Source organism: Aminobacter sp. SR38, assembly GCF_014843375.1.
Classification (GTDB): domain Bacteria; phylum Pseudomonadota; class Alphaproteobacteria; order Rhizobiales; family Rhizobiaceae; genus Aminobacter; species Aminobacter ciceronei.
This window is the reverse complement of sequence record NZ_CP062112.1, coordinates 1-24,637: the sequence shown is the minus strand read 5'-3', so window position 1 is coordinate 24,637 and position 24,637 is coordinate 1. Positions and strand designations below refer to the sequence as shown.

25 protein-coding genes and 1 tRNA gene are annotated in these 24,637 nt (G+C 63.2%); 14 read left to right on the top strand and 12 right to left on the bottom strand.

The window, feature by feature from the left end; genetic code table 11:
- Positions 1 to 93: 93 nt before the first annotated feature.
- The gene (locus IG197_RS00130; RefSeq protein WP_192316243.1) at positions 94 to 1,428 is read right to left on the bottom strand and encodes an ABC transporter substrate-binding protein; all 1,335 of its coding nucleotides are present in this window, start codon (positions 1,426 to 1,428) and stop codon (positions 94 to 96) included.
- 275 nt (positions 1,429 to 1,703) lie between these two features.
- Between IG197_RS00130 and IG197_RS00125 the strand changes: the two genes are divergently transcribed.
- The 6 genes from IG197_RS00125 (at position 1,704) to radC (ending at position 6,033) form a co-directional block, all read left to right on the top strand.
- Positions 1,704 to 2,735, top strand: a complete 1,032-nt coding sequence (locus IG197_RS00125; protein ID WP_192316241.1) for a LacI family DNA-binding transcriptional regulator — start codon at positions 1,704 to 1,706, stop codon at positions 2,733 to 2,735.
- Between the two features lie 204 nt (positions 2,736 to 2,939).
- Positions 2,940 to 3,116: a hypothetical protein gene (locus IG197_RS00120; RefSeq protein ID WP_192316240.1), complete on the top strand. Its 177-nt coding sequence runs from the start codon at positions 2,940 to 2,942 to the stop codon at positions 3,114 to 3,116.
- Positions 3,117 to 3,143: 27 nt separating this feature from the next.
- The gene (locus IG197_RS00115) at positions 3,144 to 3,416 is read left to right on the top strand and encodes an alkylphosphonate utilization protein (RefSeq protein WP_256441228.1); all 273 of its coding nucleotides are present in this window, start codon (positions 3,144 to 3,146) and stop codon (positions 3,414 to 3,416) included.
- Positions 3,417 to 3,488: 72 nt separating this feature from the next.
- The gene (locus IG197_RS00110; RefSeq protein WP_192316238.1) at positions 3,489 to 4,190 is read left to right on the top strand and encodes an SH3 domain-containing protein; all 702 of its coding nucleotides are present in this window, start codon (positions 3,489 to 3,491) and stop codon (positions 4,188 to 4,190) included.
- Positions 4,191 to 4,330: 140 nt separating this feature from the next.
- Positions 4,331 to 5,158 carry a type I methionyl aminopeptidase gene (map, locus tag IG197_RS00105; RefSeq protein WP_192316236.1) on the top strand — a complete coding sequence of 276 codons (828 nt, stop codon included), beginning with the start codon at positions 4,331 to 4,333 and terminating at the stop codon, positions 5,156 to 5,158.
- 122 nt (positions 5,159 to 5,280) lie between these two features.
- A complete protein-coding gene (gene radC / locus IG197_RS00100) occupies positions 5,281 to 6,033 on the top strand; it encodes a DNA repair protein RadC (protein ID WP_192316234.1) in 753 nt (250 codons plus the stop codon).
- 106 nt (positions 6,034 to 6,139) lie between these two features.
- On the opposite strand, the gene tig is transcribed toward radC, so the two are convergent.
- The gene (tig, locus tag IG197_RS00095; protein ID WP_182574136.1) at positions 6,140 to 7,609 is read right to left on the bottom strand and encodes a trigger factor; all 1,470 of its coding nucleotides are present in this window, start codon (positions 7,607 to 7,609) and stop codon (positions 6,140 to 6,142) included.
- A gap of 341 nt (positions 7,610 to 7,950) precedes the next feature.
- On the opposite strand from tig, the gene IG197_RS00090 reads away from it, so the two are divergent.
- The 3 genes from IG197_RS00090 (at position 7,951) to IG197_RS00080 (ending at position 10,996) form a co-directional block, all read left to right on the top strand.
- Positions 7,951 to 8,035, top strand: a tRNA-Leu gene (locus tag IG197_RS00090).
- Between the two features lie 51 nt (positions 8,036 to 8,086).
- On the top strand, positions 8,087 to 9,331 hold the full coding sequence (locus IG197_RS00085; protein ID WP_192316233.1) for a glycosyltransferase family 4 protein: 1,245 nt from the start codon (positions 8,087 to 8,089) through the stop codon (positions 9,329 to 9,331).
- A 93-nt stretch (positions 9,332 to 9,424) separates the two neighbouring features.
- The gene (locus IG197_RS00080; RefSeq protein WP_192316231.1) at positions 9,425 to 10,996 is read left to right on the top strand and encodes a glycosyltransferase; all 1,572 of its coding nucleotides are present in this window, start codon (positions 9,425 to 9,427) and stop codon (positions 10,994 to 10,996) included.
- A 30-nt stretch (positions 10,997 to 11,026) separates the two neighbouring features.
- On the opposite strand, the gene IG197_RS00075 is transcribed toward IG197_RS00080, so the two are convergent.
- Together IG197_RS00075 and IG197_RS00070 are read right to left on the bottom strand one after the other, a co-directional pair.
- The gene (locus IG197_RS00075; protein ID WP_192316229.1) at positions 11,027 to 11,638 is read right to left on the bottom strand and encodes a GDYXXLXY domain-containing protein; all 612 of its coding nucleotides are present in this window, start codon (positions 11,636 to 11,638) and stop codon (positions 11,027 to 11,029) included.
- Positions 11,635 to 12,738, bottom strand: coding sequence for a DUF2157 domain-containing protein (locus IG197_RS00070; RefSeq protein ID WP_192316227.1), 1,104 nt, complete (start codon positions 12,736 to 12,738; stop codon positions 11,635 to 11,637). Before IG197_RS00070 ends, IG197_RS00075 begins: the two co-directional genes overlap by 4 nt.
- Positions 12,739 to 12,960: 222 nt before the next feature.
- Here IG197_RS00070 and IG197_RS00065 point away from each other — a divergent pair, with 222 nt between their 5' ends.
- Together IG197_RS00065 and IG197_RS00060 are read left to right on the top strand one after the other, a co-directional pair.
- The gene (locus tag IG197_RS00065) at positions 12,961 to 13,101 is read left to right on the top strand and encodes a DUF1127 domain-containing protein (protein WP_082496386.1); all 141 of its coding nucleotides are present in this window, start codon (positions 12,961 to 12,963) and stop codon (positions 13,099 to 13,101) included.
- Between the two features lie 50 nt (positions 13,102 to 13,151).
- Positions 13,152 to 13,292 carry a DUF1127 domain-containing protein gene (locus IG197_RS00060; protein WP_018427695.1) on the top strand — a complete coding sequence of 47 codons (141 nt, stop codon included), beginning with the start codon at positions 13,152 to 13,154 and terminating at the stop codon, positions 13,290 to 13,292.
- A gap of 570 nt (positions 13,293 to 13,862) precedes the next feature.
- Here the strand turns inward: IG197_RS00060 and IG197_RS00055 are convergent.
- Positions 13,863 to 14,456, bottom strand: coding sequence for a hypothetical protein (locus IG197_RS00055; protein WP_192316225.1), 594 nt, complete (start codon positions 14,454 to 14,456; stop codon positions 13,863 to 13,865).
- A 90-nt stretch (positions 14,457 to 14,546) separates the two neighbouring features.
- Between IG197_RS00055 and trmFO the strand changes: the two genes are divergently transcribed.
- Both trmFO and IG197_RS00045 read left to right on the top strand, forming a co-directional pair.
- Positions 14,547 to 15,956, top strand: coding sequence for a methylenetetrahydrofolate--tRNA-(uracil(54)-C(5))-methyltransferase (FADH(2)-oxidizing) TrmFO (gene trmFO / locus IG197_RS00050; protein ID WP_192316224.1), 1,410 nt, complete (start codon positions 14,547 to 14,549; stop codon positions 15,954 to 15,956).
- A 10-nt stretch (positions 15,957 to 15,966) separates the two neighbouring features.
- On the top strand, positions 15,967 to 16,485 hold the full coding sequence (locus IG197_RS00045; protein ID WP_192316222.1) for a GNAT family N-acetyltransferase: 519 nt from the start codon (positions 15,967 to 15,969) through the stop codon (positions 16,483 to 16,485).
- 17 nt (positions 16,486 to 16,502) lie between these two features.
- Here IG197_RS00045 and IG197_RS00040 read toward each other — a convergent pair whose 3' ends face one another.
- From IG197_RS00040 to yajC, 6 genes are all read right to left on the bottom strand, one after another.
- Positions 16,503 to 17,453: a sterol desaturase family protein gene (locus IG197_RS00040; protein ID WP_192316220.1), complete on the bottom strand. Its 951-nt coding sequence runs from the start codon at positions 17,451 to 17,453 to the stop codon at positions 16,503 to 16,505.
- Positions 17,453 to 17,890, bottom strand: coding sequence for a hypothetical protein (locus IG197_RS00035; RefSeq protein WP_067961640.1), 438 nt, complete (start codon positions 17,888 to 17,890; stop codon positions 17,453 to 17,455). Before IG197_RS00035 ends, IG197_RS00040 begins: the two co-directional genes overlap by 1 nt.
- Positions 17,891 to 17,972: 82 nt before the next feature.
- Entirely contained in the window at positions 17,973 to 18,773 is an 801-nt protein-coding gene (locus tag IG197_RS00030; RefSeq protein ID WP_192316218.1) for a phytoene/squalene synthase family protein, read from the bottom strand.
- Between the two features lie 34 nt (positions 18,774 to 18,807).
- The gene (locus tag IG197_RS00025; protein WP_067961638.1) at positions 18,808 to 19,194 is read right to left on the bottom strand and encodes an Mth938-like domain-containing protein; all 387 of its coding nucleotides are present in this window, start codon (positions 19,192 to 19,194) and stop codon (positions 18,808 to 18,810) included.
- A gap of 3 nt (positions 19,195 to 19,197) precedes the next feature.
- Complete coding sequence (secDF, locus tag IG197_RS00020) at positions 19,198 to 21,753, bottom strand: protein translocase subunit SecDF (RefSeq protein ID WP_067961636.1); 2,556 nt, start codon at positions 21,751 to 21,753, stop codon at positions 19,198 to 19,200.
- Positions 21,754 to 21,803: 50 nt separating this feature from the next.
- Positions 21,804 to 22,145 (bottom strand): preprotein translocase subunit YajC, encoded by a 342-nt coding sequence (yajC, locus tag IG197_RS00015; RefSeq protein ID WP_067961635.1) that lies wholly within the window; start codon positions 22,143 to 22,145, stop codon positions 21,804 to 21,806.
- Between the two features lie 181 nt (positions 22,146 to 22,326).
- Between yajC and IG197_RS00010 the strand changes: the two genes are divergently transcribed.
- Entirely contained in the window at positions 22,327 to 23,199 is an 873-nt protein-coding gene (locus IG197_RS00010; protein ID WP_154384056.1) for an ATP-binding protein, read from the top strand.
- A gap of 136 nt (positions 23,200 to 23,335) precedes the next feature.
- Here IG197_RS00010 and IG197_RS00005 read toward each other — a convergent pair whose 3' ends face one another.
- On the bottom strand, positions 23,336 to 24,637 hold the full coding sequence (locus IG197_RS00005; protein WP_192316216.1) for a peptidoglycan DD-metalloendopeptidase family protein: 1,302 nt from the start codon (positions 24,635 to 24,637) through the stop codon (positions 23,336 to 23,338).

The window sequence follows — 24,637 nt, the reverse complement described above, 5'->3', positions numbered from 1 at the left end:
GATTATCAACTGTGCGGCGACGGAGCCGGCAAGCGCCGGCCCCGCACCGTAGCATGGCCCGCTGGGAGGATGCGGGACAGGGCTTTACAGCGATCAGTACTTGCCTTCGTCGTCGAAGATCTGCGTCCAGTCCTTGGCGAGACCGTCGAGCGCATCCTGGGCGGAGCCCTGGCCGGCAACGACATAATCGTGGAAGCGCTTCTGCGTCGCCTGCAGCAGCGAGGCGTAGGCCGGCTCCGCCCAGAAATCCTTCACGATGGCCATCGAGTCGAGGAAGGTCTGGGCATAGGGTTGGCTGGTGGCGAAGCCCGGATCCTCGACGACCTTGCGCAGTGCCGAATAGCCGCCCATCTGCCACCATTTCTGCTGGACCTCGGGCTGGGCGAACCACTTGATGTAGGCGAGCGCGTCGTCCTTCTTCTCCGAAGCCGAGACCACCGAGATGCCCTGGCCGCCGAGCTGGGCGAAGGCCACCCCGTCCGGACCCGCCGGGTTCGGGAAATAGCCCGACTTGTCGCCACCGACATTGGCATCGGCATTGATGCCGGGCCAGGTGAAGGCGAAGTTCATGTGCAGCGCCACCTGGCCCGACTTGTAGGCGTCAATGTCCTCGGACATGTAGGCGTCGGAATGGCCGGGAGGCGTACAGCAATCATAGAGCTGCTTGTAGAATTCCAACCCCTGCACCGCCTTGGCCGAATTGACGAACCCATCGAGCTCGTAAGGCTTGTCGGGGTTCTCGTACTGGAAGCCGAAGCTGTAGAGCACGTCCATCGCGCCCATGGTGATGCCTTCGGACCCGCGCTCGGTGTAGATCGCAGCACCATAGACAGTCTTGCCGTCGATCTCGCGCTTCTGGAAGAACTCGGCGATGTCCTTGAGCTCGGCGAAGGTTTTTGGCACGACGAGGTCACGGCCGTATTTCTTCTTGAACTCGGTCTGCAGCTCGGGCCGCGCGAACCAGTCCTTGCGATAGCTCCAGCCGACGACATCGCCGAAGGCCGGCAGCGCCCAGTAGTTCGGCGAATTCTTCGGCCATTCGGCATAACCGACGACGGTCGCCGGAATGAAGTCGTCCATCTTGATTCCTTCCTTTTCGAAGAAATCGTTGAGCTTCACATATTGGCCGTTCTCTGCCGCGCCACCGATCCACTGGCTGTCGCCGATCATCAGGTCGCAGAGCTTGCCGCCCGAGTTCAGCTCGTTGAGCATGCGGTCTGCGAAGTTCGGCCACGGCACGAACTCGAACTTCATCTTGACGCCGCTCTTGGCCTCGAAATCCTTGCTCAGCTCGACCAGCGCGTTGGCCGGGTCCCAGGCGGCCCAGCACAGCGTCAGGTCCTTTGCGCTGGCCTGGCTTGTTCCCGCCACGCCGGCAGCCAAAACGGCGCCGAAAGCGGCCAATGATCTCACATGGCGAATTGTCATGGCTGGGACCTCCCTCCCATCCTTCCGACCTCCATCGGAAGGCGAAAACGCCCGCTTGGGGCACCTGACGCGGAAACGATCTTCCTGGCGGGCCAGTCTCCTCCGCGCCGCCTGCGTGGCTCGCTCAGTCCTCCCGGCGACCACGATGAGAGTCTTAGTTGAGGTGCGCACCTCAATGCAAGCGAATTTTGAGGTACGCACCTCAAAACTTGATTTTCATCTGGTTTTGTTGGAGGAATCGCCCCGAGACGACATGATCGGGAAGAGAGTCGAGGATGCGGCCAACCGCGAGAGACCTGGCAGAAGCCGCGGGCGTCAGCCTCGCGACCGTCGACCGCGTCCTCAATGAGCGACCGAATGTCAGTCCAAAGGCGGCTAGGAGCGTGGCCGAGGCGATCGAGCGCATCGGCTTCATGCGCAACCCCGCCGCAGTGGCGTTGGCCCGCAACAAGACATACCGCTTCCGCTTCGTCCTGCCGACGTCAGGTGACCAGTATCTCGCCGAACTCATCGCCCGCGCCGGCGAAGCGACGGAGGCACTCCGCGCCGATTCGACCGACGTGGAAGCCGTGCAGATCGCCATGAGCGACCCACACCATGTCGCCAAATACCTCACGGCCATTGACCACGACACGGTCGACGGCGTTGCCGTCATGGCGCCCGAGTCACCGCAAGTGCGCGACGCGATGCTGCGGCTGGTCGAGCGCGGTGTTCGGGTGGTGCAGTTCCTGTCGGGCCAGGAGCGACTTGAGAGCGCCGACTATGTCGGCGTCGACAATTTTGCCGCTGGCGCCACCGCCGGCAAGATCACCGGCCGTTTCCTCTGCGAACGTCCGGGCAAGATCATGGTCGTTGCCGAAACCATGATGGCCCTCGACAGCATCCAGCGCCGCCTCGGCTTCGACAGCATCATCAACGCCCAGTTCCCGCATCTCGAAAGCCTGCCGTCGCTGGAGACATATGGCGACGAAAAGCGCGCCGACCTGATCATCCGGCGCACCTTGGAGCACAACCCCGACACGGTCGCCGTCTATGTCCTGAGCTCCGAGGCCCGCATCCCGCTGACGGCGGTGTGGAACACGCAAGGCGCCCGCGCGCTCACCGTCGTCGCCCATGAGCGAACCCCGTTCAGCGAGCAGGCGCTGATGGACGAACGCATCGACGCCGTCATCGCCCAGGACCCCGGCCACGCCGTCCGCAGCGCGCTGCGCATCCTGCGCGCCCGTTCCGACCACCGCGAACCCCTCGCCTCCCAGGAGCGCATCCGCATCGAAGTGCTGCTCAAGGAGAATCTGCAGTTCGATTGACCGGGAGAGCACAGCGCGTACCCCAACTGTCGAAGGTAAAGGCGGCTCATCTCCGGCGCTGAGGCGCAATCCTGTCGGGTGCCTCCAATCACTTACAGTTCAACTGCAAGTCGCGCATGTGGCGACGGCAAAGCCTTTGCCATATCTTGACGCCGTCCAGCCGCGACTTGCGATTCACCTGACCGCCAAACCGGAAGAAGCGCGATGCATGCCACGAAAATAACGGTCGCCCTGCTCGCCTGCCTGACCTTGTCGGCCTGCGGCATGGCGAAAGCGGCGAGGACCGGCGGCCAGACATTCGACAAATACGGCTGCATGGCGCGCGACTTCAAAAGCCAGCCGCCTTGCGAACCGGCTGAAGCTGCCGCGTCTGGTCCATAACAGGCGTGCCCCCTTTACGTCACCGCTTTGACGACCTACTGCAGACGGACATATCGAGCTGCAGCGGAAGGAAAAGACATGTCCGAGATCATCGTCAAAGACAGCAACGGCACTCAGCTGAATGAGGGCGATTCCGTTACGCTGATCAAGGACCTTAAGGTCAAGGGGACCTCCGAGACGATCAAGCGCGGCACGCTCGTCAAGAACATTCGCTTGAACGGCAATCACGGCGAGATCGAATGCAACACCAAGCAGGTCAAGGGGCTGGTGCTGAAAACCGAGTTTGTGAAGAAGGCCTGAGCCGCCAACGCTGCGCCGCGCCGATGGACCAGCGTCAACGCGGTTTTAAGCTCTGAAGTCCAGACTCAGCGCATGTCTGGATTCGCCCTTCCCAAGTTGAGATGGTTGGTGCTCGGCGCACTTGCTGCCGGCGGCTGGGCGATGACACAGGACTTGCCCAGCAAGGCGCGCTTCGACGATGGCCCGGCCAGGGCAGCCAACAAGTCCAGGGCGGAAACCGCCGAGCGCAAGGACGTCACCGTCACCAGGCCGAAGGTCAATGTCGCGCCACGGCCACAAGCTGACGTGGCGCGCCCCAAGGTGGATGTCGAACCGCGCAAGCTGACTGCCGCGCCGAAGCCCAAAGCAGAGGTTCCAACCAAGAAGGCGGCAGCCACGGCGCCTGCGGCCAGAGAAAGGACGCCGCGCAAGCCTGCCGCCGACATCGAGACGGCCTCGATCACACGCCCGCCCACGCCATTGCCGCGGCCGAAATCGACAGCAAAGGAGCCGGCGCCGAAATCGACGAGCACCGGCGCTGCCGCGCTCAACGTGCTCTATACCAGCACCACGGTCTATCTGCGCCAGCGCCCAAGCGTTTCCGCCCCCGTCACGTCAAGTCTCAAGCAGGGCGAGAGTGTCAGGGTGTTCGCCCGTGACGGCAAATGGACGCTTGTGTCGGCCTCGGGACGCAAGGGTTGGTTGCATGGCGACCTGCTGCGACCGGCGGATCCTGCCGCCCCTCGCCCGAAACAGACGCTCGGCCACGCCGCCAACACCGCCACGCCGGGCTGAGCCGCCTAAATTCGCCTCTGAAACAGCCGATATCATGCCTGATCGGGCATTGTGGGTTGAAACCGGACGCATCCGGTGCCAAATCTGCGGCGCGTCTCGCAGGTGCTGCGAGCACCCAAATGGTTACCCGGTAGAGGTCAATGGTCAGCTATCTCGACGCCGCCACGGCGCCCCTCAGGAACACCGGCCAGATCCGCCTTTACGGCGCCGAGGCTTTTGAAGGCATGCGCAAGGCGTGCCAGCTCACCGCCAGCTGCCTTGATGAGCTGGTCGACCGCGTTGCTCCAGGGGTTACAACCGACGCCATCGACCGTTTCGTCTTCGAATACGGCATGGATCACGGCGCGCTGCCGGCGACGCTGAACTATCGCGGCTACACCAAGTCGTCCTGCACCTCGATCAATCATGTCGTCTGCCACGGCATCCCCGACACCAAACCGCTCAAGGACGGCGACGTCGTCAACATCGACGTCACCTACATCCTCGACGGCTGGCACGGCGATTCGAGCCGGATGTACCCGGTCGGCACCATCAAGCGCGCCGCCGAGCGGTTGCTCGAAGTCACCCACGAATGCCTGATGCGCGGCATCGCGGCTGTCCGTCCAGGTGTCCGTACCGGCGCGATCGGTGCTGCCATCCAGACCTATGCCGAAGCTGAGCGCTGCTCGGTGGTGCGCGATTTCTGCGGCCATGGCGTCGGCGCGTTGTTCCACGACGCACCGAACATCCTGCACTACGGCAATGCCAATGAAGGCGTCGAGATGCGCCAGGGCATGATCTTCACCATCGAGCCGATGATCAATCTCGGCCGGCCGCATGTGAAGGTGTTGTCGGACGGCTGGACGGCGGTCACCCGCGACCGCTCGCTTTCGGCCCAGTACGAGCATACGGTCGGCGTTACGGCCACAGGCTGCGAGATCTTCACGCTGTCGCCCAAAGGGCTCGACCGACCGGGCCTGCCCGCATAAGATCACCTCGCCGGCAAGCGCATCGGCCCGCACAAGCACGATGTGTCAACTTGGGGAGAGCGTCCTAGCTGCGTTCGTTCGAACGCACAGGCGACCGCGCCGGCGGGGGCGACATACTGGGCATGGCGAGCGACGATCACGACGAGCGCGGTTTCTTTGGCGAGCGGTCGCTGCCGCAGCCCAAGCGCGACACTGAGCCGGAGAAACCCCACTATCTCGGCCATCGCGAGCGTCTGCGCGCGCGTTTCTCGGCAAGCGGCGGCGACGCCCTCGCCGACTATGAACTGCTCGAACTCTTGCTGTTCAGGCTGATCCCGCGCGCCGACACCAAGCCTATCGCCAAAGCCCTGCTCGCCCGCTTCGGCACACTCGCCGAAGTGCTGGGCGCACCAGTCAACCTGCTGCAAGAGGTCAAGGGCGTCGGGCCGGCAGTGGCTCTCGACCTCAAGATCATCGCCGCCTCGGCCACGCGCATGGCGCGCGGCGAAATCAGCGGCCGCGAGGTGTTGTCGTCGTGGAACCAGGTGCTCGACTATTGCCGGGCAGCGATGGCGTTCGAAGAGCGCGAGCGGTTCCGCATCCTGTTCCTCGACAAGAAAAACGTGCTGATCGCCGACGAGGTGCAACAAACGGGCACCGTCGACCATACGCCGGTTTATCCCCGCGAGGTCATCAAGCGCGCGCTTGAGCTGTCGGCCACTGCTGTCATCCTCGTGCACAACCACCCGTCCGGCGACCCGACACCTTCGCGCGCCGACATCGACATGACCAAGACCATCATCGACATCGCCAGGCCGCTCGGCATCGCCGTGCACGACCACATCATTATCGGCAAGAAGGGCTTTGCCAGCATGAAGGGGCTGCTGCTGATCTAGACGTGCGCAGCAGGCATTGGCCGGAACAGCTTTCGACGAAGACAGAATCAAAAAAGGCCGCCGGATTGCTCCAGCGGCCTTTCCTGTTTCACTCAGGAGCGTCGCCTTATTCGGCGTCGGCTTCCTTGGCCTTCTTCTTCGGAGCGGCCTTCTTCTTGGGCTCTTCGCCCTCGGCCTTCTCAGCCTTGTCTGCCTTCTTGGCCGAAGCCTTCTTGGCCGGCTTTGCCGAAGCCTCGTCCTCGTCGTCGGCGAGCAGCTCTTCCTTGGTCACCTTCTTGTCGGTGACGGAGATCTGCGACAGCAGGTGATCGACGACCTTCTCCTCGAACAGCGGCGCGCGCAGGTTGACCAGCGCCGACGGGTTGTTGCGGTAGAAATCGAACACTTCCTGCTGCTGGCTGGCCGGGTAGCGGCGAACGGTGTCGAACAGACCGCGCTGCAACTCTTCGTCGGAAACCGTCACGCCGGACTTCTCGCCGATCTCGGCGAGGACCAGGCCGAGGCGCACGCGGCGCTCGGCAAGGCGCTGGTACTCGGCACGGGCTTCTTCTTCCGTCGTCTCTTCGTCGGCAAAGGTGCGGCCGGCGATCTCGAGATCGCGGGTCACCTGGCTCCAGATGTTGCCGAATTCGGCTTCGACGAGCTTGGAAGGCGCCTCGAACTGGTAGGCACCGTCGAGCTGGTCGAGCAGCTGGCGCTTGACCTTCTGGCGCGTCATGGCGCCGAACTGGTTCTCGATCTGGCCGCGAACAATGTCACGCAGCTTCTCGAGCGACTCGAGGCCGAGGTTCTTGGCGGTCTCGTCGTTGACTTCCAGCTTGCCGGGGGCAGCGACTTCCTTGACGGTGACGTCGAAGGTGGCTTCCTTGCCGGCCAGATGCGCGGCCTGGTAGTTCTCCGGGAAGGTCACGGTGACGAGCTTCTCGTCGCCTGCCTTGGCGCCGATCAACTGGTCCTCGAAGCCGGGAATAAACTCCTTCGAGCCGAGCACCAGCGGCTGGTCGCCGCCCGTGCCGCCGTCAAAGGCAACGCCGTCGATCTTGCCGACATAGTCGATGGTGACGCGGTCGCCTTCGGCGGCCTTGCCGGTCTTCGGCTCGTAGGAGCGCGCCGATTCGGCAACGCGGTTGACCTGCTCGTCGATCTCGCTTTCCGGAACGTCGTAGACCGGGCGCGACACCTTGATGTCGGTGAAGTCCTTGATCTCGATCGCGGGAATGACTTCATAGCTCAGCGAGAACTCGAAATCGACGCCGCCGGCCAGGATCTTCTCGGCTTCCTTCTCGTCCTCGGTCATCACGACGTCGGGCTGCATCGCAGCCTTTTCGCCGCGCTCGGCGATGATCGTGCGCGTCGAGTCGGTCAGGATCTCGTTGACCACTTCGGCCATGAAGGACTTGCCGTACATCTTGCGGATGTGCTGCATCGGCACCTTGCCCGGACGGAAGCCGTTGATGCGGACCTTGTCCTTGGCAGCCGAAAGCCGCTTCTCGAGACGGGCTTCCATATCGCCGGCAGGAACCGAGACCTTGATCTCGCGCTTGAGGCCGGAGTTGAGCGTTTCGGTGACCTGCATCATCAAACCTTTGTTTTACGTATGGCGCGGTTTGAACGGCGTCCTGCCGTTCAGCCTGCCGGAATTCGTTTGCCGGGGGTGGCTTCAAGTTCGCAAATCGTCATCCTGGCCCGCCATCGCGGCCCGTTTGGCTCCGCCATCTTCCGAAAATCCGATAAGTTATTGTTTTTCCGACTTCTTATCGTATCTTTCAGAGACGGTCCTTTGCGTCCCATCCTATTTGACAGGCCTTTTGTCACAGGCGAGGCCAATTTTCAACTATCTTCGCGGTTTCTCCCGGCCCGGGTCATTTCGGCTCCGAGATTGACAGAATGATGGCGGCATGTGATTGGCGGTCGCATGCGGATGTGGCGGAACTGGTAGACGCCCTGGATTTAGGTTCCAGTGCCGAGAGGCGTGTAGGTTCGACTCCTATCATCCGCACCATAGACGCTCTGCCCGGCGGACCTGAAACCTCTGATCGCGAGTGATCGAGCCGTGCACGCAACGACAAATCCCCCAGCTACCACCTCCACTGCCGACAACAATCGCCCGGTCCGACCGCGACGCAGCCTGCTCATTGCCTCCGATGCGGTGTGGCCGCCCGTTTCGGGTGGGGATCTACGCAACTGGCAGAATGTCCAGGCGCTTGCGGGGCTGGGTGATGTGCTGGCGACCTCGGTCCACGCACCAGCTGCACCTACGACGCTCGACGACGACAGGATCACGACACTCGCCCTTGCCAACGCAGCCGAGGCCGCAACCTCGCCGCGCCTCGCCAAACGCCGGACCCCGATCGACACGCGCATCCCGCAAGTCGCGCTTTCGCGCCTGCTGGCGGCGGCACGCGACTTCAAGCCCGATGCCATCATCGTCGAGGGTATTCCACTGTTTCCTCTCCTCGAGCATCTGCGCCCACTGGCGTCGACGATCGTGCTCGACATGCACAACATAGAGTCCGACCTTTTCAGGCAGATGATGCCGAAAACCGGCTGGCTGGGAGGGCTGTTCTCAAAGAAGGCCCGCCATGTCAGGCGGATGCGCGACATCGAGTTGCAGTCGCTGCGCATGGTGGACAAGGTCTGGGTCTGCTCGGAGCAGGATCGCGACAGACTACGCGACCTGTCCCGCGGGCGTGCCCTTGCCGATGTCGTTCCGAATGGCGTTCCCCGGTTTGAACTCATCCCCGAACAATTGGCCGACCAGCCCGCAATGGCCACGGGCCAGCCGACGCTGCTGTTCATCGGCCACCTCAACTACCCGCCGAATCTCGAAGCGGCGCGGCGGTTGGCAACGCAAATCCTGCCGCGGCTGCACGCCGCGCTCGGCGGCGCAAGGCTCGTCATTGCCGGGCGCAACCCACACCGCAGCCTTGGCGACGTGGCTGCCTTGCCCAATGTCGAACTGATAGCCAATCCCGACGATCTTGCGGAGCTTTATCGCCGCGCGCATCTTGCCGTCGTACCGCTGGTCAGCGGCGGCGGCACGCGGCTGAAAATACTGGAAGCGATGGCCTGGGGCCTCCCGGTCGTGGCCACCCGGCTGGCTGCGGAAGGCCTCGGCCTTGTCGACGGTGTCGACATCGACTTTGCCGAGACCGACGACGACCTCGCCGCGCGCGCGGCGGCGCTGTGCACGGACACCGACTGGCTTCAGGCGCGGCGGCTGCGTGCCCGTGAAACAGTCACGCAGCGCTTCGGTCCGAAAGCCATCGCGGCGGCCGTCAGATCCAGCCTCGCGTGATATCCGAGAAACTCTCGATATCAGCTTGATAAGCCTTGTCTAATAATGCCATGACATGCAGGATGACTGAAAGAAGAAGTTGATCGGCTTTGCATGACAATTCCAAAAATTCTTCACCAGACCTGGAAGACGGACAGAATTCCCGACAAATTCCTCAGCTGGTCGACGAGTTGGGAGAAACACAATCCAGGCTGGCGGCACATCTTGTGGAGCGACAGGATGCTGCTCGACTTTGTCGCCGAACACTATCCTGATTATCTTGAGACCTACTGCAGCTACAAGGTCGGCGTCCAGCGTGCGGACGCTGCGCGTTACATGCTGCTGCACCATTTCGGCGGCGTCTATGCCGACATCGACTGCGAATGCGTGGCGCCCTTCGACGGGCTTTTGGACGAGAACCGCGTCGTCCTGTGCAAGGAACCCCAAAGTCAGTCGGATGCGCAGACGCGCATGCGCAACCTGCCTCACCTTCTCTTCAACGGGACGATGGCGAGCCCGAAAGGACACCCGTTCTGGCCCCACCTGTTTGCCTATCTGCCTTTGGTCAAGGATGCGCGGGACGTTCTCGATGCCACGGGCCCATGCCTTCTGACGGCGGCGCAGCTGAGTTTCCCCGATCAGTCGGCCTTTGCGATCCACCCGAACGAACTTTTCAGCCCGGCTGGCAGCAGTGGCAATTCGGCCGACGCCGCCACGACCGCGACCCTGTCCATTCATCACTGGGCCGGGACCTGGTGGATCAAACCCAAACCACCGTCTTTGCTGGCACGGTTGCGGCAAAGCTACTATCAGGCGCGGCATGCCTTGACCAAAGGCGAGCAGCTCGACCTGGCCGCAGCACAGGCGGCAGTCGACCCGGCTGCCCTCAACCGCCGACCGCCCTCGGGCAACAACATCGCGATACTTGTGCCATTGCGCGATGCCGCCGACCACATTGAACCCTTCCTCGCAGCGCTCGCCCGGCTCGGCCACCCCAAGGAGTGCATCAAGCTGGTGTTCTGCGAAGGCGACAGCAGCGACGGCAGTTGGGAAAGGCTGACCGAAGCGACCGCTGCACTCAACGGAAACTACCGCGACATCGTGCTGCTCAAGAAGGACCTTGGCATCAAGATGGAACGAGCGAAGCGCTGGAAGCCCAGCCTTCAACGCAAGCGCCGCTCGGCCATTGCCGCCGTCCGCAATCATCTCATCAGCCACGGGCTCGATGCCAGTGACGACTGGGCTCTGTGGATCGATATCGACGTCTGGCGTTATCCCTCGGACGCCATATCGCGCCTGATCGCTTCGGGCGGCAGGATCGTCGTTCCCAACTGCGCGGTGGCGCCGGGTGGTGGCAGCTTCGACATGAACAGCTTTGCCACTCTCCGAAAGCCAAGGGATTACCGATACTACCGCGCGCTGCGCGGCGGCCTCTACCAGCCTCCAGCCAAGGAAAACACCAGGCTTTACCTTAGCGACCTGCGCCATCTCGACAGCGTAAACCTCGACGGCGTCGGTGGCACGATGCTGCTCGTCGACGCAGCGCTGCATCGCGGCGGCCTCAACTTTCCCGAGATCCCCTACAGGTTCCTGCTCGAGACAGAAGGCTTTGCTGCCCTTGCCAATGATCTCGGCGTCGTGCCGCTCGGGCTGCCTAAAATAGAAGTACTGCACGTCCCCTGGTGAACGCCAGCGGACTTGCCCTGTCTTGATGCCTTAATAGAGCGGTTCCTCAAACAGCATTGTGTCGCCGTCCATCAGTGCCTTGATCTGGCCGGTGCCGTCGCTGCCGACCGCCACCTTGATGCCGAAGCTGCGCAATTCGGGCTCCGCGCCGGAGTTGCGCTTGCGCATCTCCTCCTCGATGGCCAACCCTTCGCCCTCCGGCACATAGAAGCGCTCGATGCCGTAGTCGACGCTAATGGTCGAACCCGGCGTCAGGCTCCAGGCATTGGTGACCTGGCCGCTAAGATCGACCTCATCCGGGCTTGCGATCGTCGAGTCAGTGGTGAGCATGGCGGATTTGGCGCGCCAGTACCCATCAGCGTCCTTCTTCAAGCGGACGACGATCGGCCATCCTTCCACGGCCGCCGCTTCATCCTGTGGTAGGTTTTCGACGATTTCGACAGGAATGCGCGAGATGTCGTAGCCAAGCCTGACATAGTCGCCGCGCAACAGGTCGCGCGGGTCGACGGGCTCGACCTTGAGCAGGATTTCCTTGCCGTCGCGCAGGATCGCCGCGCGCCCGACGATCATCCAGCCGAGGAAACCGATTTGCGCCAGGGCCACGACAATGGCGGCGACAACGAGCTTGTAGCGGGTCATCACGCGGCTCCCTGGGCTGGCTGTGATTTCATGCGCCGTTCGATGCGGATGATCGCATAAGCTAGGCCGGCGAGGATTATTGCAGCTGCGAAGAAGAAGCCTGCCGTGCCCAACATGGAGCCGACCGTCACCATGTAGACGATCGCCAACTCGAAGGCGAAGCCGATATAGGCTATCCAGCGCAAGCCTCGGCTCTCGCGACCGAGGAAGACGATCACGGCCGCGATGACCGCCAGCGCCACGGCAGCGGCGATGACAAAGCCTGCATCATCCATCTGGTCGAGCTGGACCATGCCCATACCGGAGAGGAAGCCGATCAGCGCGTGCAGCGGCAGCCGCCCGCCAAGCTGGGCAATGCGCTCCGAAGCCGCAGGTGCCAGCGCTGCAGCGGCGAGAAGCGCTGCCGAGACCAGCGCAAGCACCAGCCCGACCTCCAGCGACTCGTAGTGAAAGCCGAGCAGCACCGCATAGAGAATGACCGACAGCGCGATCAGGTGGCGCGCAGCGCGGCTCTGCGTCCAGAACGACAGCGCCCAGTATGCGGCCATGAACACAATGAAGAGATGCGGAAACTCCGCGCGGCGGAACAGCTCAAATCCCTTCGTCACCAGCCATGCGTCGGCGATGCCGATGGCGGCGACAGTCAGGGCATTCGAACGCAGTGCGGCCGCGGCTATGGCCGTGCCTATCGACCAGGTGACGATCGCCGCCGCCTCGTCACCGGAGAAATGGTACATCTGGCCGATCAGCGCGATCGAACCGCCAAAGGCCGCGGCAGCGATCAACCACAATGCTTCGGCGAAGCCGCCATGGTCCCGCTGCTTGAGCACGGCTCCGCCGACATAACCCGCGAAGATCACGGCAAACAGCGAGGCCACTCGCGCCGGGCGCGGTATTGCTTCCCAGTTGGCCGCGACAAGGATCAGGATCGCTGCCGCAAACAGCAGAGCCGCCATCATGGCGAGGATCGAACCGAAATTGAGCCCGTTGCGCTCATTGGTCTCGACATCGCGGATCAGCGCGTCACCGGTCGCGCGGTCGACGAGCCCGCTGTCGACCCAACGGGCGATGTCGTTCTTCACCTTGGTGGCATAGCTCGCCATATGTCGCTTCCCCTGCCCGACGGCCCACACCAGGGCCAAGCCGTTGTCATCATGGCGAATTTCAGATTCGGTCACAATTATGACCGAAGCCTTAATGCTCATTAATGTTGCAATGCACAAAACGCATTGCTGCCATGCGAGCATAGCGCTTCAATTTTAGGCAAGGGCATCCTATCTACGCCCCGTACACAGAAGAGAAAAGAAGACGAACGGAAAACGAAGATGAACCTGATCCGCAATTACCGCAACTGGCGCCGCTACCGTGACACTGTCTCCGAGCTGAGCCGCCTGTCGAACCGTGAACTGACCGACCTCGGCATTACCCGCAGCGATATCCACTTCGTCGCTCGCAAGGCGATCTAACCGAAGCCGATCTACCCAAACTACCTGTCCGAACCGAAAAGAGAACTGAAATGAACTTGCTCCGCACTTACCGCAACTGGCGTGCATATCGCGAGACGGTGAACGAGCTTGGCCGTCTGTCGAACCGCCAGCTTGCCGATCTCGGCATCAATCGTGGCGAGATCCAGTCGATCGCGCGCCGCGCAATCTAATTCAAGCTTTCCGTCCGGGTCGACCTCCTCCCCGACCCCGATGGATCCGGTCAGCTTTCTCCTCCCATTGAGCTGACCACCTTAACACACCCGCCGGATCCTCCTCCCCCGGCGGGTGTCGTTAGCCCGAGAGCCTCGCCCTCTTCGATTGGCGAACAGAATTCAGCCTGCGCCGACCTCCTCCCCGGCAAAGGCGAATAGGTCAGCTTTCTTCTCCCATTGAGCTGACCACCAATAACGACACCTGCCGGACCTCCTCCCCCGGCAGGTGTTGTTACCTGGTGCATGATCCCGAATATCGAAATCGATTTTCGGAAAGGATCATGCACCCACCATAAGTGCTACAGCGTCCTTTGCGCGTCCAAATGGACGCGCTGCGCTGTAGAGAGCGTCGCCCTCTTCGATTGGCGAACAGAATTCAGCCTGCGCCGACCTCCTCCCCGGCAAAGGCGAATAGGTCAGCTTCCTCCTCCTCCCAGAGGCTGACCACCAAAACCAATACCCGCCGGTCCTCCCCCGGCGGGTATTGTCGTTTTGGCGCCGCGCCTTCGATCTCGGGAGAGAACTGCCCTAGTTCAGCGCGCCGCTATCCAGCACACCACGCTGCTTCCAGTCGTTGAGCCGGATGATGTCGGGCGCGCCACCCATCGGCGCATACCAGGAATCGACAACCCATTTGACGCCGTCGGGTGCGCGGATCACCGCCGTCCAGTGCGGATAGCGGCCGTCGAGCAGGAAGCCCCTGGAATCTCGGGCTTCGACCTTGTGATGCTTGAGCAGGCCGCGACGCGCGAGATAACGCAGCAGCGCGTCGGTATTGGTCGACTCATCGACGCAATCCATCTGTCCGCGAATTTTCGAAGCGCCGAACTCCGACTGTGGCTGGTCGCGCACGCCGGTCACCTGCTGCGCCCGCTTCTCGAAATAGCCGACCGCCCGGGCGATCGCCTTGCGCTCGGCTTTCGGCGAGGCTCGGCCGGCGGCCATGATCGCTGCAAACTTCCGGTCGTCACTGGTGCCAAGATCGAGGCGCGAACGAAACGCGCAGCCATAACCATGGCAGATGTCGATGGTTCTTGCTGGCGCGGCCACGGCCTCCGTGACCGGACCGCCGGCCATGATCGATATGAGGCCAGCAAAAAGGATGATCGCACGTCTCGTCATGGCGATATCCTAGTGACTGTCCCGCATCGGGCGCAACTCGCAAGCCGCCCAATCGTTGCATTCCCCCGTCCAAGGGATTATTCCGGCGCCATGAGCACAAAACCCATTCACATCATCGGCGGCGGTCTCGCCGGATCGGAAGCGGCATGGCAGGTGGCTTCGGCCGGCGTGCCTGTCATCCTGCATGAAATGCGCGGCGTGCGCGGCACCGACGCGCACAAGACCGACGGCCTGGCTGAGCTTGTCTGTTCCAATTCGTTCCGCTCGGATGACGCCGAAACCAACGCCGTCGGCCTGCTGCACGCCGAGATGCGGCTTGCCGGCTCGCTGATCATGAGCGCCGGCGACGCCAACCAGGTTCCCGCCGGCGGCGCGCTCGCCGTCGACCGCGACGGTTTCTCCAATGCCGTCACCGCACGGCTCGAAGCGCATCCGTTGATATCAATCGTGCGCGAGGAAATCACCGGCCTCCCGCCCGAGGACTGGGACCAGACGATCATCGCAACCGGCCCGCTCACCGCACCTTCGCTGGCCGAGGCGATCGCCGCCAGCACCGGTGCCGACGCGCTCGCCTTTTTCGACGCGATTGCGCCGATCATCCATTTCGACAGCATCGACATGAATGTCTGCTGGTTCCAGTCGCGCTACGACAAGGTCGGCCCCGGCGGTACCGGCAAGGACTACATCAACTGCCCGATGGACAAGGAGCAGTACGACGCCTTCGTCCAGGCGCTGCTCGATGGACAGAAGACCGAGTTCAAGGAGTGGGAAGGCACGCCCTATTTCGACGGCTGCCTGCCGATCGAGGTGATGGCCGAGCGTGGTCGCGAGACCCTGCGCCACGGGCCGATGAAGCCGATGGGCCTGACCAATGCGCACAACCCGACTGTGAAGGCCTATGCAGTTGTGCAGCTGCGCCAGGACAATGCGCTCGGCACGCTGTACAACATGGTCGGTTTTCAGACCAAGCTGAAGCATGGCGAGCAGGTCAATGTGCTGCGCATGATTCCGGGGCTGGAAAACGCCGAATTTGCGCGTCTCGGCGGCCTGCACCGCAACACCTATCTCAACTCGCCGACCCTGCTCGACCCGACGCTGCAGCTCACGTCGCGACCGGGCCTGCGTTTTGCCGGCCAGATCACCGGTTGCGAGGGTTATGTCGAAAGTGCTGCCATCGGGCTTTTGGCCGGCCGCTTCGCCGCCGCCCAGCGCTTGGGACAACAGACCAGCACGCCACCCGTGACCACCGCCTTCGGTGCGCTGCTCAACCACATCACCGGCGGGCACATCGTCTCGGACGACGAGCCTGGCAAGCGCTCGTTCCAGCCGATGAACGTCAATTTCGGCCTGTTCCCGGTCATGGAAGCGCCGAAAGTCGAAGGCAAGCGCCTGCGCGGCAAGGAAAAGACCGTTGCCAAGAAGAAGGCGATGACGGCGCGCGCGCTCGTCGACTGCCGCGCCTGGCTCGGCCTTGCCCCAGCGGCACAGGCCGCGGAGTAGGCATCAGGCCATGGCGCTTGCGGAAACGCAACGGCTGACGCTCAGGGAAATGGAACGCGGCGACGCCGTCGCGATCCAGTCCGTCTTCAATGACGATTATGCCCATCGTTTCTATCCGGAGATGACGAACGAGGCCGCGGCGATCGAGTGGATCGACCGCAACCGCGAACGCTACCAGCGCGACGGTTTTGGCCTGTGGGCAATCATCGACAAGACCAGTGGTGCGCTGATCGGCGACTGCGGCCCGACCTGGCAGGATGCCGGCGGCACCCGCGTGCTGGAAATCGGCTATCACATAGCGTCGCAATGGCGCGGACGCGGCTACGCGCTCGAAGCCGCCCGCGCTGCCATGGCTTTCGGTTTCGCCAGGACCACCGAGCCCCTGATCGGCTCGATTGTCGCCACCGACAATGCGTCATCGGCCAGCGTCGCCCGGCGCCTGCACCATGACGTCCGCTCCTACGTCAACGCCCGCGGGCTTGATCGTTTCCTGTTCTTCACGCGGCGCGAGCGGTACGTCTCGTCCTAGCGCTCACGCGCGCGAGGTCACTCGCCAGGTATCGGCCCCGCTTCAGGCAGCCCCGGCTTGCCCGCTTCGCCGGGATTGCGCCTGACATAGGCGGCTTTCAGGCTTTCCGAGGTCTCGCGCGAGCCGTCATGGCTCCAGCCCGGCGGCATGAACAGGTAACCGAGGCGCTGGCGCAGGCTGAGCCCGGGCGCGAATGCGTCCTTGAACATGCCAATCCATTCATGGAAGGCGACGCGGACCGGATTGAAGGTGCCGATGTTGTGGACGATGCCGTAGCGCGGCAGGTCCTCTTCCCGTTCCTCGACGAAAGTGCCGAACATGCGATCCCAGATGATCAGCGTGCCGGCAAAATTGGCGTCAAGGTAACGCGGGTTGGTGGCGTGGTGCACCCGATGATGTGACGGCGTGTTGAAGATGAACTCGAACCACGCCCACATCCTGCCGATGGCCTCGGTGTGGATCCAGAACTGCCAGACCAGGTTGAAGCCGAAGACGAAGGCGATAACCGCCGGGTGGAAGCCGAGCAGCACCAATGGCATCTGCAGGATGAACATGCCGGTGAACAGGCCGGTCCAGCTTTGCCTGAGCGCGGTCGACAGATTGTAGTGCTGGCTCGAATGGTGGTTCACATGCTCGGCCCAGACCCAGCGCACGCGGTGGGCGATGCGATGGTACCAGTAGTAGCGCAGGTCATCGAGCAGGAAGGCTGTGATGAACACCCAGAGCGACAGGCCAAGGTCGAAGACCCTGAATTGCCAGACCCAGAGCAGAGCCCAGTAGGACACGACGCCGAGCAAAAGGCCGGCAACCACGTTTCCTGTGCCCATCATCAGGCTCGTCAGCGTGTCACGCGTTTCGAAAGCGCCCTTCGCCCGGCCGGTGCGAACAAGCCAAAGCTCTATCAGGATCGCGATCACGAAGAACGGAATCGCAAGCTCCGTGACCTTGGGAAAATCGTAGTTCTCCATCACGCCTTATCCCCTTCGCCGCTTGCGCCTGATCTGCCCGAAAGCGCGGCGACCACAGCGCCGGCAGCCTCGGCATCCGTGAAGCGGAAGTCTCCGCCCTTCCAGGTGAAGTCGAGCAAGCTCAGCGCTACGGTCCTGTCATCGCGGACAGTTACGGCCGCCACATCGGCCCCGGTCACGATACGCGTGAGAAACTTGTCACCGATGCCGCGGACGATACCGACGGAGCCGTTGTCGAGCTGCAGGAACGCCGTGCCGCCGTCCTCGGTCAGCAGCACCGCGCGAGACGCGACATCAGGAAAGTCGGTGGCAAACCGCTGCAGCGCATGGTCCGTGCCCGCCAGCTGCGCCTTTGCACTGCCGCCGCTAAGATGCACGGCAGCCACTACCGCTGATATGCCGACGACGACCATCGCCACCAGAATTGGCAAGCTCATGATAACAGATGTCCTCCCGAAACCGCTCTCCGGGCGATTTCAGCGGCAGACTAGCATCGTTGACGTTTACGTCAACGATAGTCTAGCGCCACCCACGGGAAGCTGTCGCGACCATGGCGAAATGCTTGCGCAGCACAGACATGCCATCTTTGCCGCGCTCGACGCGGTCGAGATAGGCAGGCGTCAGCGCAATCGGCAGGAAGGCTGGCCGCAATGACTGCGGCAGCGCCTTGGCGCCGCGTTCGAAGGCACGGAGATGCTCGCGCGCCAAGGCAATCATCGCCTGGACGGCGACAGTCGATCTTTGGTCGTCGATGCCAGCGACGAACTCTTCCGGCGTCAGGCCGGCCGCAGCAAGGATGTCCCGTGGCACATAACATTGGCCGCGCGCCCGGTGCATCGGCAGCAGGCGCAGCAACCCTGCGATCGCCTGGGCGCAACCAGCATGGCCCGCAAGCTCCGCATGCTTCGGCGCGCCGTCGGCATCGAGCACCAGCGAAGCCAGTTGGATCAGCGCCGAGGCAGTCTCGCCGCAATAGCCCTCGAGGTCGGTTCGCGACGGCATCGGGTCGTCATAGAGATCGAAGATACGGGCTTCGAGGTAGTTGTCGAAAGCCGTGACAGGCAGACGATAGGATTCGATCGCCGCCATCAAGGCTGAGGCGAGCGGATGTCCGGCGCCGGCTTCCCGACTGCCCGAGGCAATGACGTCGCGCCACCATTGCAGCCTGATCTCACCGGGCATCGGCTCGCTGACGCGGTCGCGGATGGCTGCAATCTCGGCGTTGAACGCATAGAGCGCCAGAAGCGCCGGCCGCTTGTCCTCGGGGGCGTAGAGCGCGGCAAGATAGCGGTCGCGGTCGGCAACGCGCACCGTATCCATCAGGGCTTTCGCCGGGTCGGTTGCGCCGTGCACGTCAGTCGACAGCAATGAAGGCCGCGGCGACGGCGCGATCTTCGGCAAGCAGCACGTTGTAGGTGCGCACCGCTGCCCCCGTCGACATCGGGTCGGCCGAGATCCCGGCGGCCTTCAGCGCGGCGCGCAACGCTTCCGGCAGGCGGCGCAACTCCTTACCCATTCCGACGAGCAGGATCTCCACAGCCCCTGCCTCGGCGAACAGCTTGTCGAAATCGGACGGCTGCAGCGCCTGCGCATCGGCCGGCTGCCAGCCATAGATGCCTGACGGCAGGCACAGGATCGATCCGCGATGCGACATGTCGGCGAAACGGAAGCCGCCGTCGCCATAAGCGTCGACGGGCGCCCGTCCCGGGAAATGCGCCTCGCGGATGATCATTCCCGCCATGGCTTACGACTTGGTCGGCTGGGCACCGGCCGGCACGGCCGGCTTGCCCATGTCGTCCGCGCCTTCAGGCCGCAGCCTGAACAGGATCAGCAGCGGACCAGCGACGAAGATCGACGAGTAGGTGCCGACCAGGATGCCGAAGATCATCGCCAGCGTGAACGACTGAATGACCTCGCCACCGAACAGGTAGAGCGAAACCAGGGCCAACAGCGTCGTCACGCCGGTCAGCACGGTACGCGACAGCGTCTGGTTCATCGACAGGTCGAGCAGCTGTTCGATCGGCATCTTCTTGTACTTGCGCAGGTTTTCTCGGACGCGGTCATACACGACGACGGTATCGTTGATCGAATAGCCGACGATCGTCAGGATGGCCGCGATACTGGTCAGATTGAACTCGATGCCGGTTATGACATAGAGCCCGACCATCATCGTCACGTCGTGCACAGTCGCGATGATCGCACCGAGCGCGAACTGCCATTCGAAGCGGAACCAGATATAGATCAGCATCGCCAGCATGGCGGCAAGCACGCCAATCGTTCCCGACCAGGCCAGTTCGCTCGACACCGTCGGTCCAACCGATTCGACGCGCCGGAAATCGTACTCGGCGGAAAGCTCGCCGCGCACCTTCTCGACCACGCTCTGCTCGGCATTGTCGCCGGCATTCTGCCCCTCGACGCGGATCAGTAGCGTGTTGTTGGCGCCGAACTCCTGCACCTGAACGTCGCCGAGGTTGAGCTCGCTCAGCCTGGCGCGGACAGCGGCCGAGTCAGCGGTACCGCTCTTGGACTGCACCTCGATGCTGGTGCCGCCGCGGAAGTCGATGCCGTAATTCATCTCGATCGAGAAGAACAGCACGGCCGCCAGGATCGACGCCGCTGCGGACAGGGTGAAGGCATGGCGCCGCCAAGACATGAACGGATAGCTGGTGTTGTCGGGCACGAAGCGCACCAGGCCCTTGGGCAGTTCCTTGGGCTTGGCGCGGCGCAGCCAGATCGAAACCAGCCAGCGGGTCAGGGTGAAGGCGGTGAAAACGGTCGTCAAGATGCCGATGGCGAGCGTGACAGCGAAGCCGCGAACCGGACCCGAACCGAGATAGAACAGGATCAGGGCGGCGATGAAGGTGGTGAAGTTGGCGTCGACGATAGTCGCCAGCGCGCGGGCAAAACCCGAATCCAGCGACTGTACCAGGGATCGGCCGAGTTGCCGCTCTTCGCGCACGCGTTCGTAGATGATGACGTTGGAGTCGACCGCCATGCCGACGGTCAGCACGATGCCGGCAATGCCGGGCATGGTCAGCGTGGCACCCAGGATGGACAGGATCGCGATGATGAGCGCCACGTTGGCGGCAAGCGCAATGTTGGCGATGATGCCGAGCGTGCCATAGGCGACCAGCATGAAGCCGACGACGAGGATGCCGGCGATGACCGAGGCGAACTTGCCGGCGGCGATCGAGTCGGCGCCAAGGCTCGGACCGACGGTGCGTTCCTCGACGATGGTGAGGTCGGCGGGCAGCGCACCGGCGCGCAGCAGCACTGCCAGATCATTGGCGCTTTCAGCGGTGAAGCTGCCGGAAATCTGACCCGAACCGCCGAGGATCGGCTCGTTGATGCGCGGTGCCGAGATCACCTGGTTGTCGAGGATGATGGCAAACAGGCGGCCGACATTCTGCTGGGTGGCCTGGCCGAAGCGCGACGCGCCCTTGCCGTCGAAGCGGAAGGAAACAACGGCTTCCGAGGTGCGCTGGTCGAAGGTCGCCTGCGCGTCGGTCAGGTTTTCACCCGACACGATGACGCGGTTTTCGATCAGATAGGGAACGGGCGGATCGTCCTGCGAATACATGACCGTCGAGCCTGCCGGCGGGCGGCCCTGCAGGGCCTCCTGCGGCGACATCGACTGGTCGACCATCTGGAAGGTCAGCTTGGCGGTCTTGCCGAGGATTTCCTTGAGACGGGTCGGATCCTGAAGGCCCGGAACCTGGACCAGGATGCGGTCGGCGCCGGCGCGCTGGATGATCGGCTCGGTGGTGCCGAGTTCGTTGACGCGGCGGCCGATGACCTCGATCGACTGGGTCACGGCATTGTTGACGCGGTAGTCGATGCCGCCTTCGGTCAGCGTGTAGCGCAGAAGCCCGGCCTCGGGCTCCTCAAGCGACAGCTCGCTCACCGTACCGGTGCCGAACATGCTCGACGACAACGGCGCAACCAACGGCGCGAGCGCCGTCTTGGCCGCATCGATCTCGTTCACATCGCTGATGCGCACCTGCACCGTGGTGCCGGTGCCGGTCAGGCCGGTGTAGCCGATCTTAGCGTCGCGCAGCAGCGTGCGGATGTCGTCGCGGGTCGCCTGCAGGCGTTCATCGACCAGGTCCTGCCGGTCGATGGATAGCAGGATGTGCGAACCGCCCTGCAGGTCGAGGCCAAGCGTCAGTGCGCGCTTGGGAAACCACCCCGGAAGGGAATCGAGCTGAGACTGGGTCAGCATGTTCGGGATGGTGAAGAGCACCCCGAGGAGCACGACGGCCCAGATCGAGATTGTCTTCCAGCGCGAGAAATAGAGCATTTGGCCTCGTCCGATAAGGCGTGATCGCGGTGCTTATCGCCCGCCTACGATTACTTCTTGGCGTTCTGGTTGGCGATCGGCTCGCCCTTGACCCGAACGTCGGAAATCGTCGCACGCAGCGCCGTCACCTTGAGACCATTGCCCAGATCGATCTCGAGCTCGTGGTCGTCGATGACCTTGCTCACCTTGCCGACGAAGCCACCACCGGTGACGACCGTATCGCCGCGGCGGATCGCCGTAAGCATCTCGCCGCGCTTCTTCAGCTGGGTGCGCTGCGGGCGGATAATCAGAAAATACATGACCACGAAGATCAGCACAAACGGCAAGATGCTGATGAGAACGTCGGGCGCTCCCGCGGTGGCGGCCTGTGCGTATGCCGGCGTGACGAACATGAATGTCTCCTGAGAAAGTATCGGGATACCGCACATCGGGACCCCGGAAATGTGCGCGGAATATAGTCGCTCATGCCACCAATGCAACTACGCTTGGCCCAAGCCGTGGCGCTTTTCCGCGCAATTTGAGCGTGTTACAGCGTCGCGCACAGGTAATGTCTAGAGACTAACGGGATCGGCCATGGAAAAGACCATCGAAGCGCTCAACTCCAAGCTGGATCTTCTGATCGCTGCGGTAACCAGGCTTGCGCCTCCGTCCGTCCCCGAAACCGACATCGCCACCGCCGACTGCTATGTCTGGGCGGCCGATCCGGGCTTTCTCGAACCCGTATTGCGGGTCAACCGCGTCGACATCGGCCTGATCAAGGGCGTCGACCGCGTCCGCGACATCCTCGTCGACAACACCGAGCGCTTCGCCGCCGGCCTGCCTGCCAACAACGTGCTTTTGTGGGGTGCGCGCGGCATGGGCAAGTCGTCGCTGGTCAAGGCAGCACATGCCACGATCAACGCCTCGGGCAAGACGGCAACGCCGCTCAAGCTGATCGAGATCCACCGCGAGGACATCGACACCCTGCCCAAGCTGATGAACCTTCTCAAGGCGGCGCCCTTTCGCTTCATCCTGTTCTGCGACGACCTGTCGTTCGACCATGACGACACCTCGTACAAGTCGCTCAAGGCGGCCCTCGAAGGCGGCGTCGAGGGCAGGCCCGCCAATGTCATTTTCTATGCAACGTCGAACCGCAGGCATCTCCTGCCGCGCGACATGATCGACAATGAGCGCTCGACGGCGATCAACCCGTCGGAGGCTGTCGAGGAAAAGGTCTCGCTCTCCGATCGCTTCGGCCTGTGGCTCGGCTTCCACAAATGCTCGCAGGACGAATATCTCGAGATGGTCAACGGCTATGCCCGTTACCACGGCTTCGACAATGATCCGGAGACCCTGCGCGCCGAGGCGCTGGAGTGGGCGACGACGCGCGGCAGCCGCTCGGGCCGCGTTGCCTGGCAGTTCATCCAGGACCTCGCCGGTCGCCTGGGGCAGCCGCTGAAAGACTGAACCCTCCAAACGAAAAATGCCCGCCCCTGGTCGGGACGGGCTGATATGGCGGGACTGATGGAGGTCAGGCGACCCGCGCCGGCATCGATCCGAAAACCCCTTACGATTTTCGGAAAGCGATGCGTGGCTCCAGTGCCTATTCGAGGTAGCCGCTCGGATCGACCGGCGTGGAGTTCTTGCGCACTTCGAAATGCAGCTTCGGGGCATCGGTCGAACCGCTCATGCCTGACAGCGCGATCTCGTCGCCACGTTTGACCTTCTGGCCGCGCTGGACCTTGAGCGAGCTTGCGTGACCATAGACGGTGACGAGGCCGTTCTCATGGCGCACCAGCACCGTGTTGCCGAATTCCTTGAGCCCGTCGCCGGCATAGATGACGACACCGTTTTCGGCAGCCTTCACCGGCGTGCCTTCCGGCACCGAGATGTCGATGCCGTCATTCGACTTGCCGCCGCCCTTGCCGTAGTTGGAAACGACGCGGCCACGCACCGGCCAGCGCATGCGGTCGATACCGGTGGCATTTGGCGCTGCCTCGGCCGATTCCTCGGCCTGCTGCACCAGCTTGTCCTTCTTCGGCGGCGTGTAGGCCGCAACGGCGGGAGTTTCGGCCGCAGGCTTGGCCGCGGCAACGGCCGGCTTCGGAGCGGCTGTGGCAGCGGTTGCGGTCACGACCGGGTCGACGGCGGGTGCAGCCTTGGCAACAGTCGAGGTCGCGCCGCCAGCCGGCACCTTCAGTGTCTGGCCGATCCGGATGCGGCCGTCCTGCAGGCTGTTGGCCTCCTTGAGTACCGCCGTCGACACGCCGAGCTTCTTGGCGATACGGTTGAGCGTATCGCCTTCGACGACCTTGTAGCCGCCGCCGGCACCTGCCGGCTTGGCATTGCTGTCGGTCGGCGAGCCGAGCTGCGCGGTTGCGGTTTCCTTGGTCTTGGGCTGCTGCGGCAGCACCGCAACCTTGTTGCTCGGCAAGGTGGCCGGCTGCGGATTTTTGCCCGGAACCTTGAGCGTATTGTCCTGCGCCGTCTGCGGCTGGGCTATCGTGCCGGTCGACCTATTGTCCAGCGCAGGCGCCAATGCCGGGGCTTGAGCCGGAGCCTGGGCGGCACGAACCGGAGCCGGAGCAAGCGCTGGCGCCTGGGCGACTGGTGCCGGCAGAGGCTGCGACGACACCGGCTGCAGACTGCCGCGGCTGACCGAACCGGCACTGGCCGAGGCAACCGGCGTCGCGATCTGGGCATCGCCAGGGAATGGCTGCTGCTGCGGCTGCTGGTTGATGATCGAACGCTGGTTCGGCGTCGATGCGGTGAAGATGTCATCGACACCACCGCCGCCAAATCGCGACACTCCGGAACTGCACCCTGCGGCCATGCCGGCAACCAGCAGAACGGCGCCGCCGCGCGCCAGAGAGCGTCTATTCGCCTTCAATATACTGAAACGCAT

Bases quoted from the DNA above. Each gene is read 5' to 3' on its own strand.
- IG197_RS00130 (WP_192316243.1), bottom strand. From the start codon at position 1,428: ATGACAATTCGCCATGTGAGATCATTGGCCGCTTTCGGCGCCGTTTTG.
- IG197_RS00125 (WP_192316241.1), top strand. From the start codon at position 1,704: ATGCGGCCAACCGCGAGAGACCTGGCAGAAGCCGCGGGCGTCAGCCTC.
- IG197_RS00120 (WP_192316240.1), top strand. From the start codon at position 2,940: ATGCATGCCACGAAAATAACGGTCGCCCTGCTCGCCTGCCTGACCTTG.
- IG197_RS00110 (WP_192316238.1), top strand. From the start codon at position 3,489: ATGTCTGGATTCGCCCTTCCCAAGTTGAGATGGTTGGTGCTCGGCGCA.
- map (WP_192316236.1), top strand. From the start codon at position 4,331: ATGGTCAGCTATCTCGACGCCGCCACGGCGCCCCTCAGGAACACCGGC.
- radC (WP_192316234.1), top strand. From the start codon at position 5,281: ATGGCGAGCGACGATCACGACGAGCGCGGTTTCTTTGGCGAGCGGTCG.
- tig (WP_182574136.1), bottom strand. From the start codon at position 7,609: ATGCAGGTCACCGAAACGCTCAACTCCGGCCTCAAGCGCGAGATCAAG.
- IG197_RS00080 (WP_192316231.1), top strand. From the start codon at position 9,425: ATGACAATTCCAAAAATTCTTCACCAGACCTGGAAGACGGACAGAATT.
- IG197_RS00070 (WP_192316227.1), bottom strand. From the start codon at position 12,738: ATGGCGAGCTATGCCACCAAGGTGAAGAACGACATCGCCCGTTGGGTC.
- IG197_RS00065 (WP_082496386.1), top strand. From the start codon at position 12,961: ATGAACCTGATCCGCAATTACCGCAACTGGCGCCGCTACCGTGACACT.
- IG197_RS00060 (WP_018427695.1), top strand. From the start codon at position 13,152: ATGAACTTGCTCCGCACTTACCGCAACTGGCGTGCATATCGCGAGACG.
- IG197_RS00055 (WP_192316225.1), bottom strand. From the start codon at position 14,456: ATGACGAGACGTGCGATCATCCTTTTTGCTGGCCTCATATCGATCATG.
- trmFO (WP_192316224.1), top strand. From the start codon at position 14,547: ATGAGCACAAAACCCATTCACATCATCGGCGGCGGTCTCGCCGGATCG.
- IG197_RS00045 (WP_192316222.1), top strand. From the start codon at position 15,967: ATGGCGCTTGCGGAAACGCAACGGCTGACGCTCAGGGAAATGGAACGC.
- IG197_RS00040 (WP_192316220.1), bottom strand. From the start codon at position 17,453: ATGGAGAACTACGATTTTCCCAAGGTCACGGAGCTTGCGATTCCGTTC.
- IG197_RS00035 (WP_067961640.1), bottom strand. From the start codon at position 17,890: ATGAGCTTGCCAATTCTGGTGGCGATGGTCGTCGTCGGCATATCAGCG.
- IG197_RS00030 (WP_192316218.1), bottom strand. From the start codon at position 18,773: ATGGATACGGTGCGCGTTGCCGACCGCGACCGCTATCTTGCCGCGCTC.
- IG197_RS00025 (WP_067961638.1), bottom strand. From the start codon at position 19,194: ATGGCGGGAATGATCATCCGCGAGGCGCATTTCCCGGGACGGGCGCCC.
- secDF (WP_067961636.1), bottom strand. From the start codon at position 21,753: ATGCTCTATTTCTCGCGCTGGAAGACAATCTCGATCTGGGCCGTCGTG.
- yajC (WP_067961635.1), bottom strand. From the start codon at position 22,145: ATGTTCGTCACGCCGGCATACGCACAGGCCGCCACCGCGGGAGCGCCC.
- IG197_RS00010 (WP_154384056.1), top strand. From the start codon at position 22,327: ATGGAAAAGACCATCGAAGCGCTCAACTCCAAGCTGGATCTTCTGATC.
- IG197_RS00005 (WP_192316216.1), bottom strand. From the start codon at position 24,637: ATGCGTTTCAGTATATTGAAGGCGAATAGACGCTCTCTGGCGCGCGGC.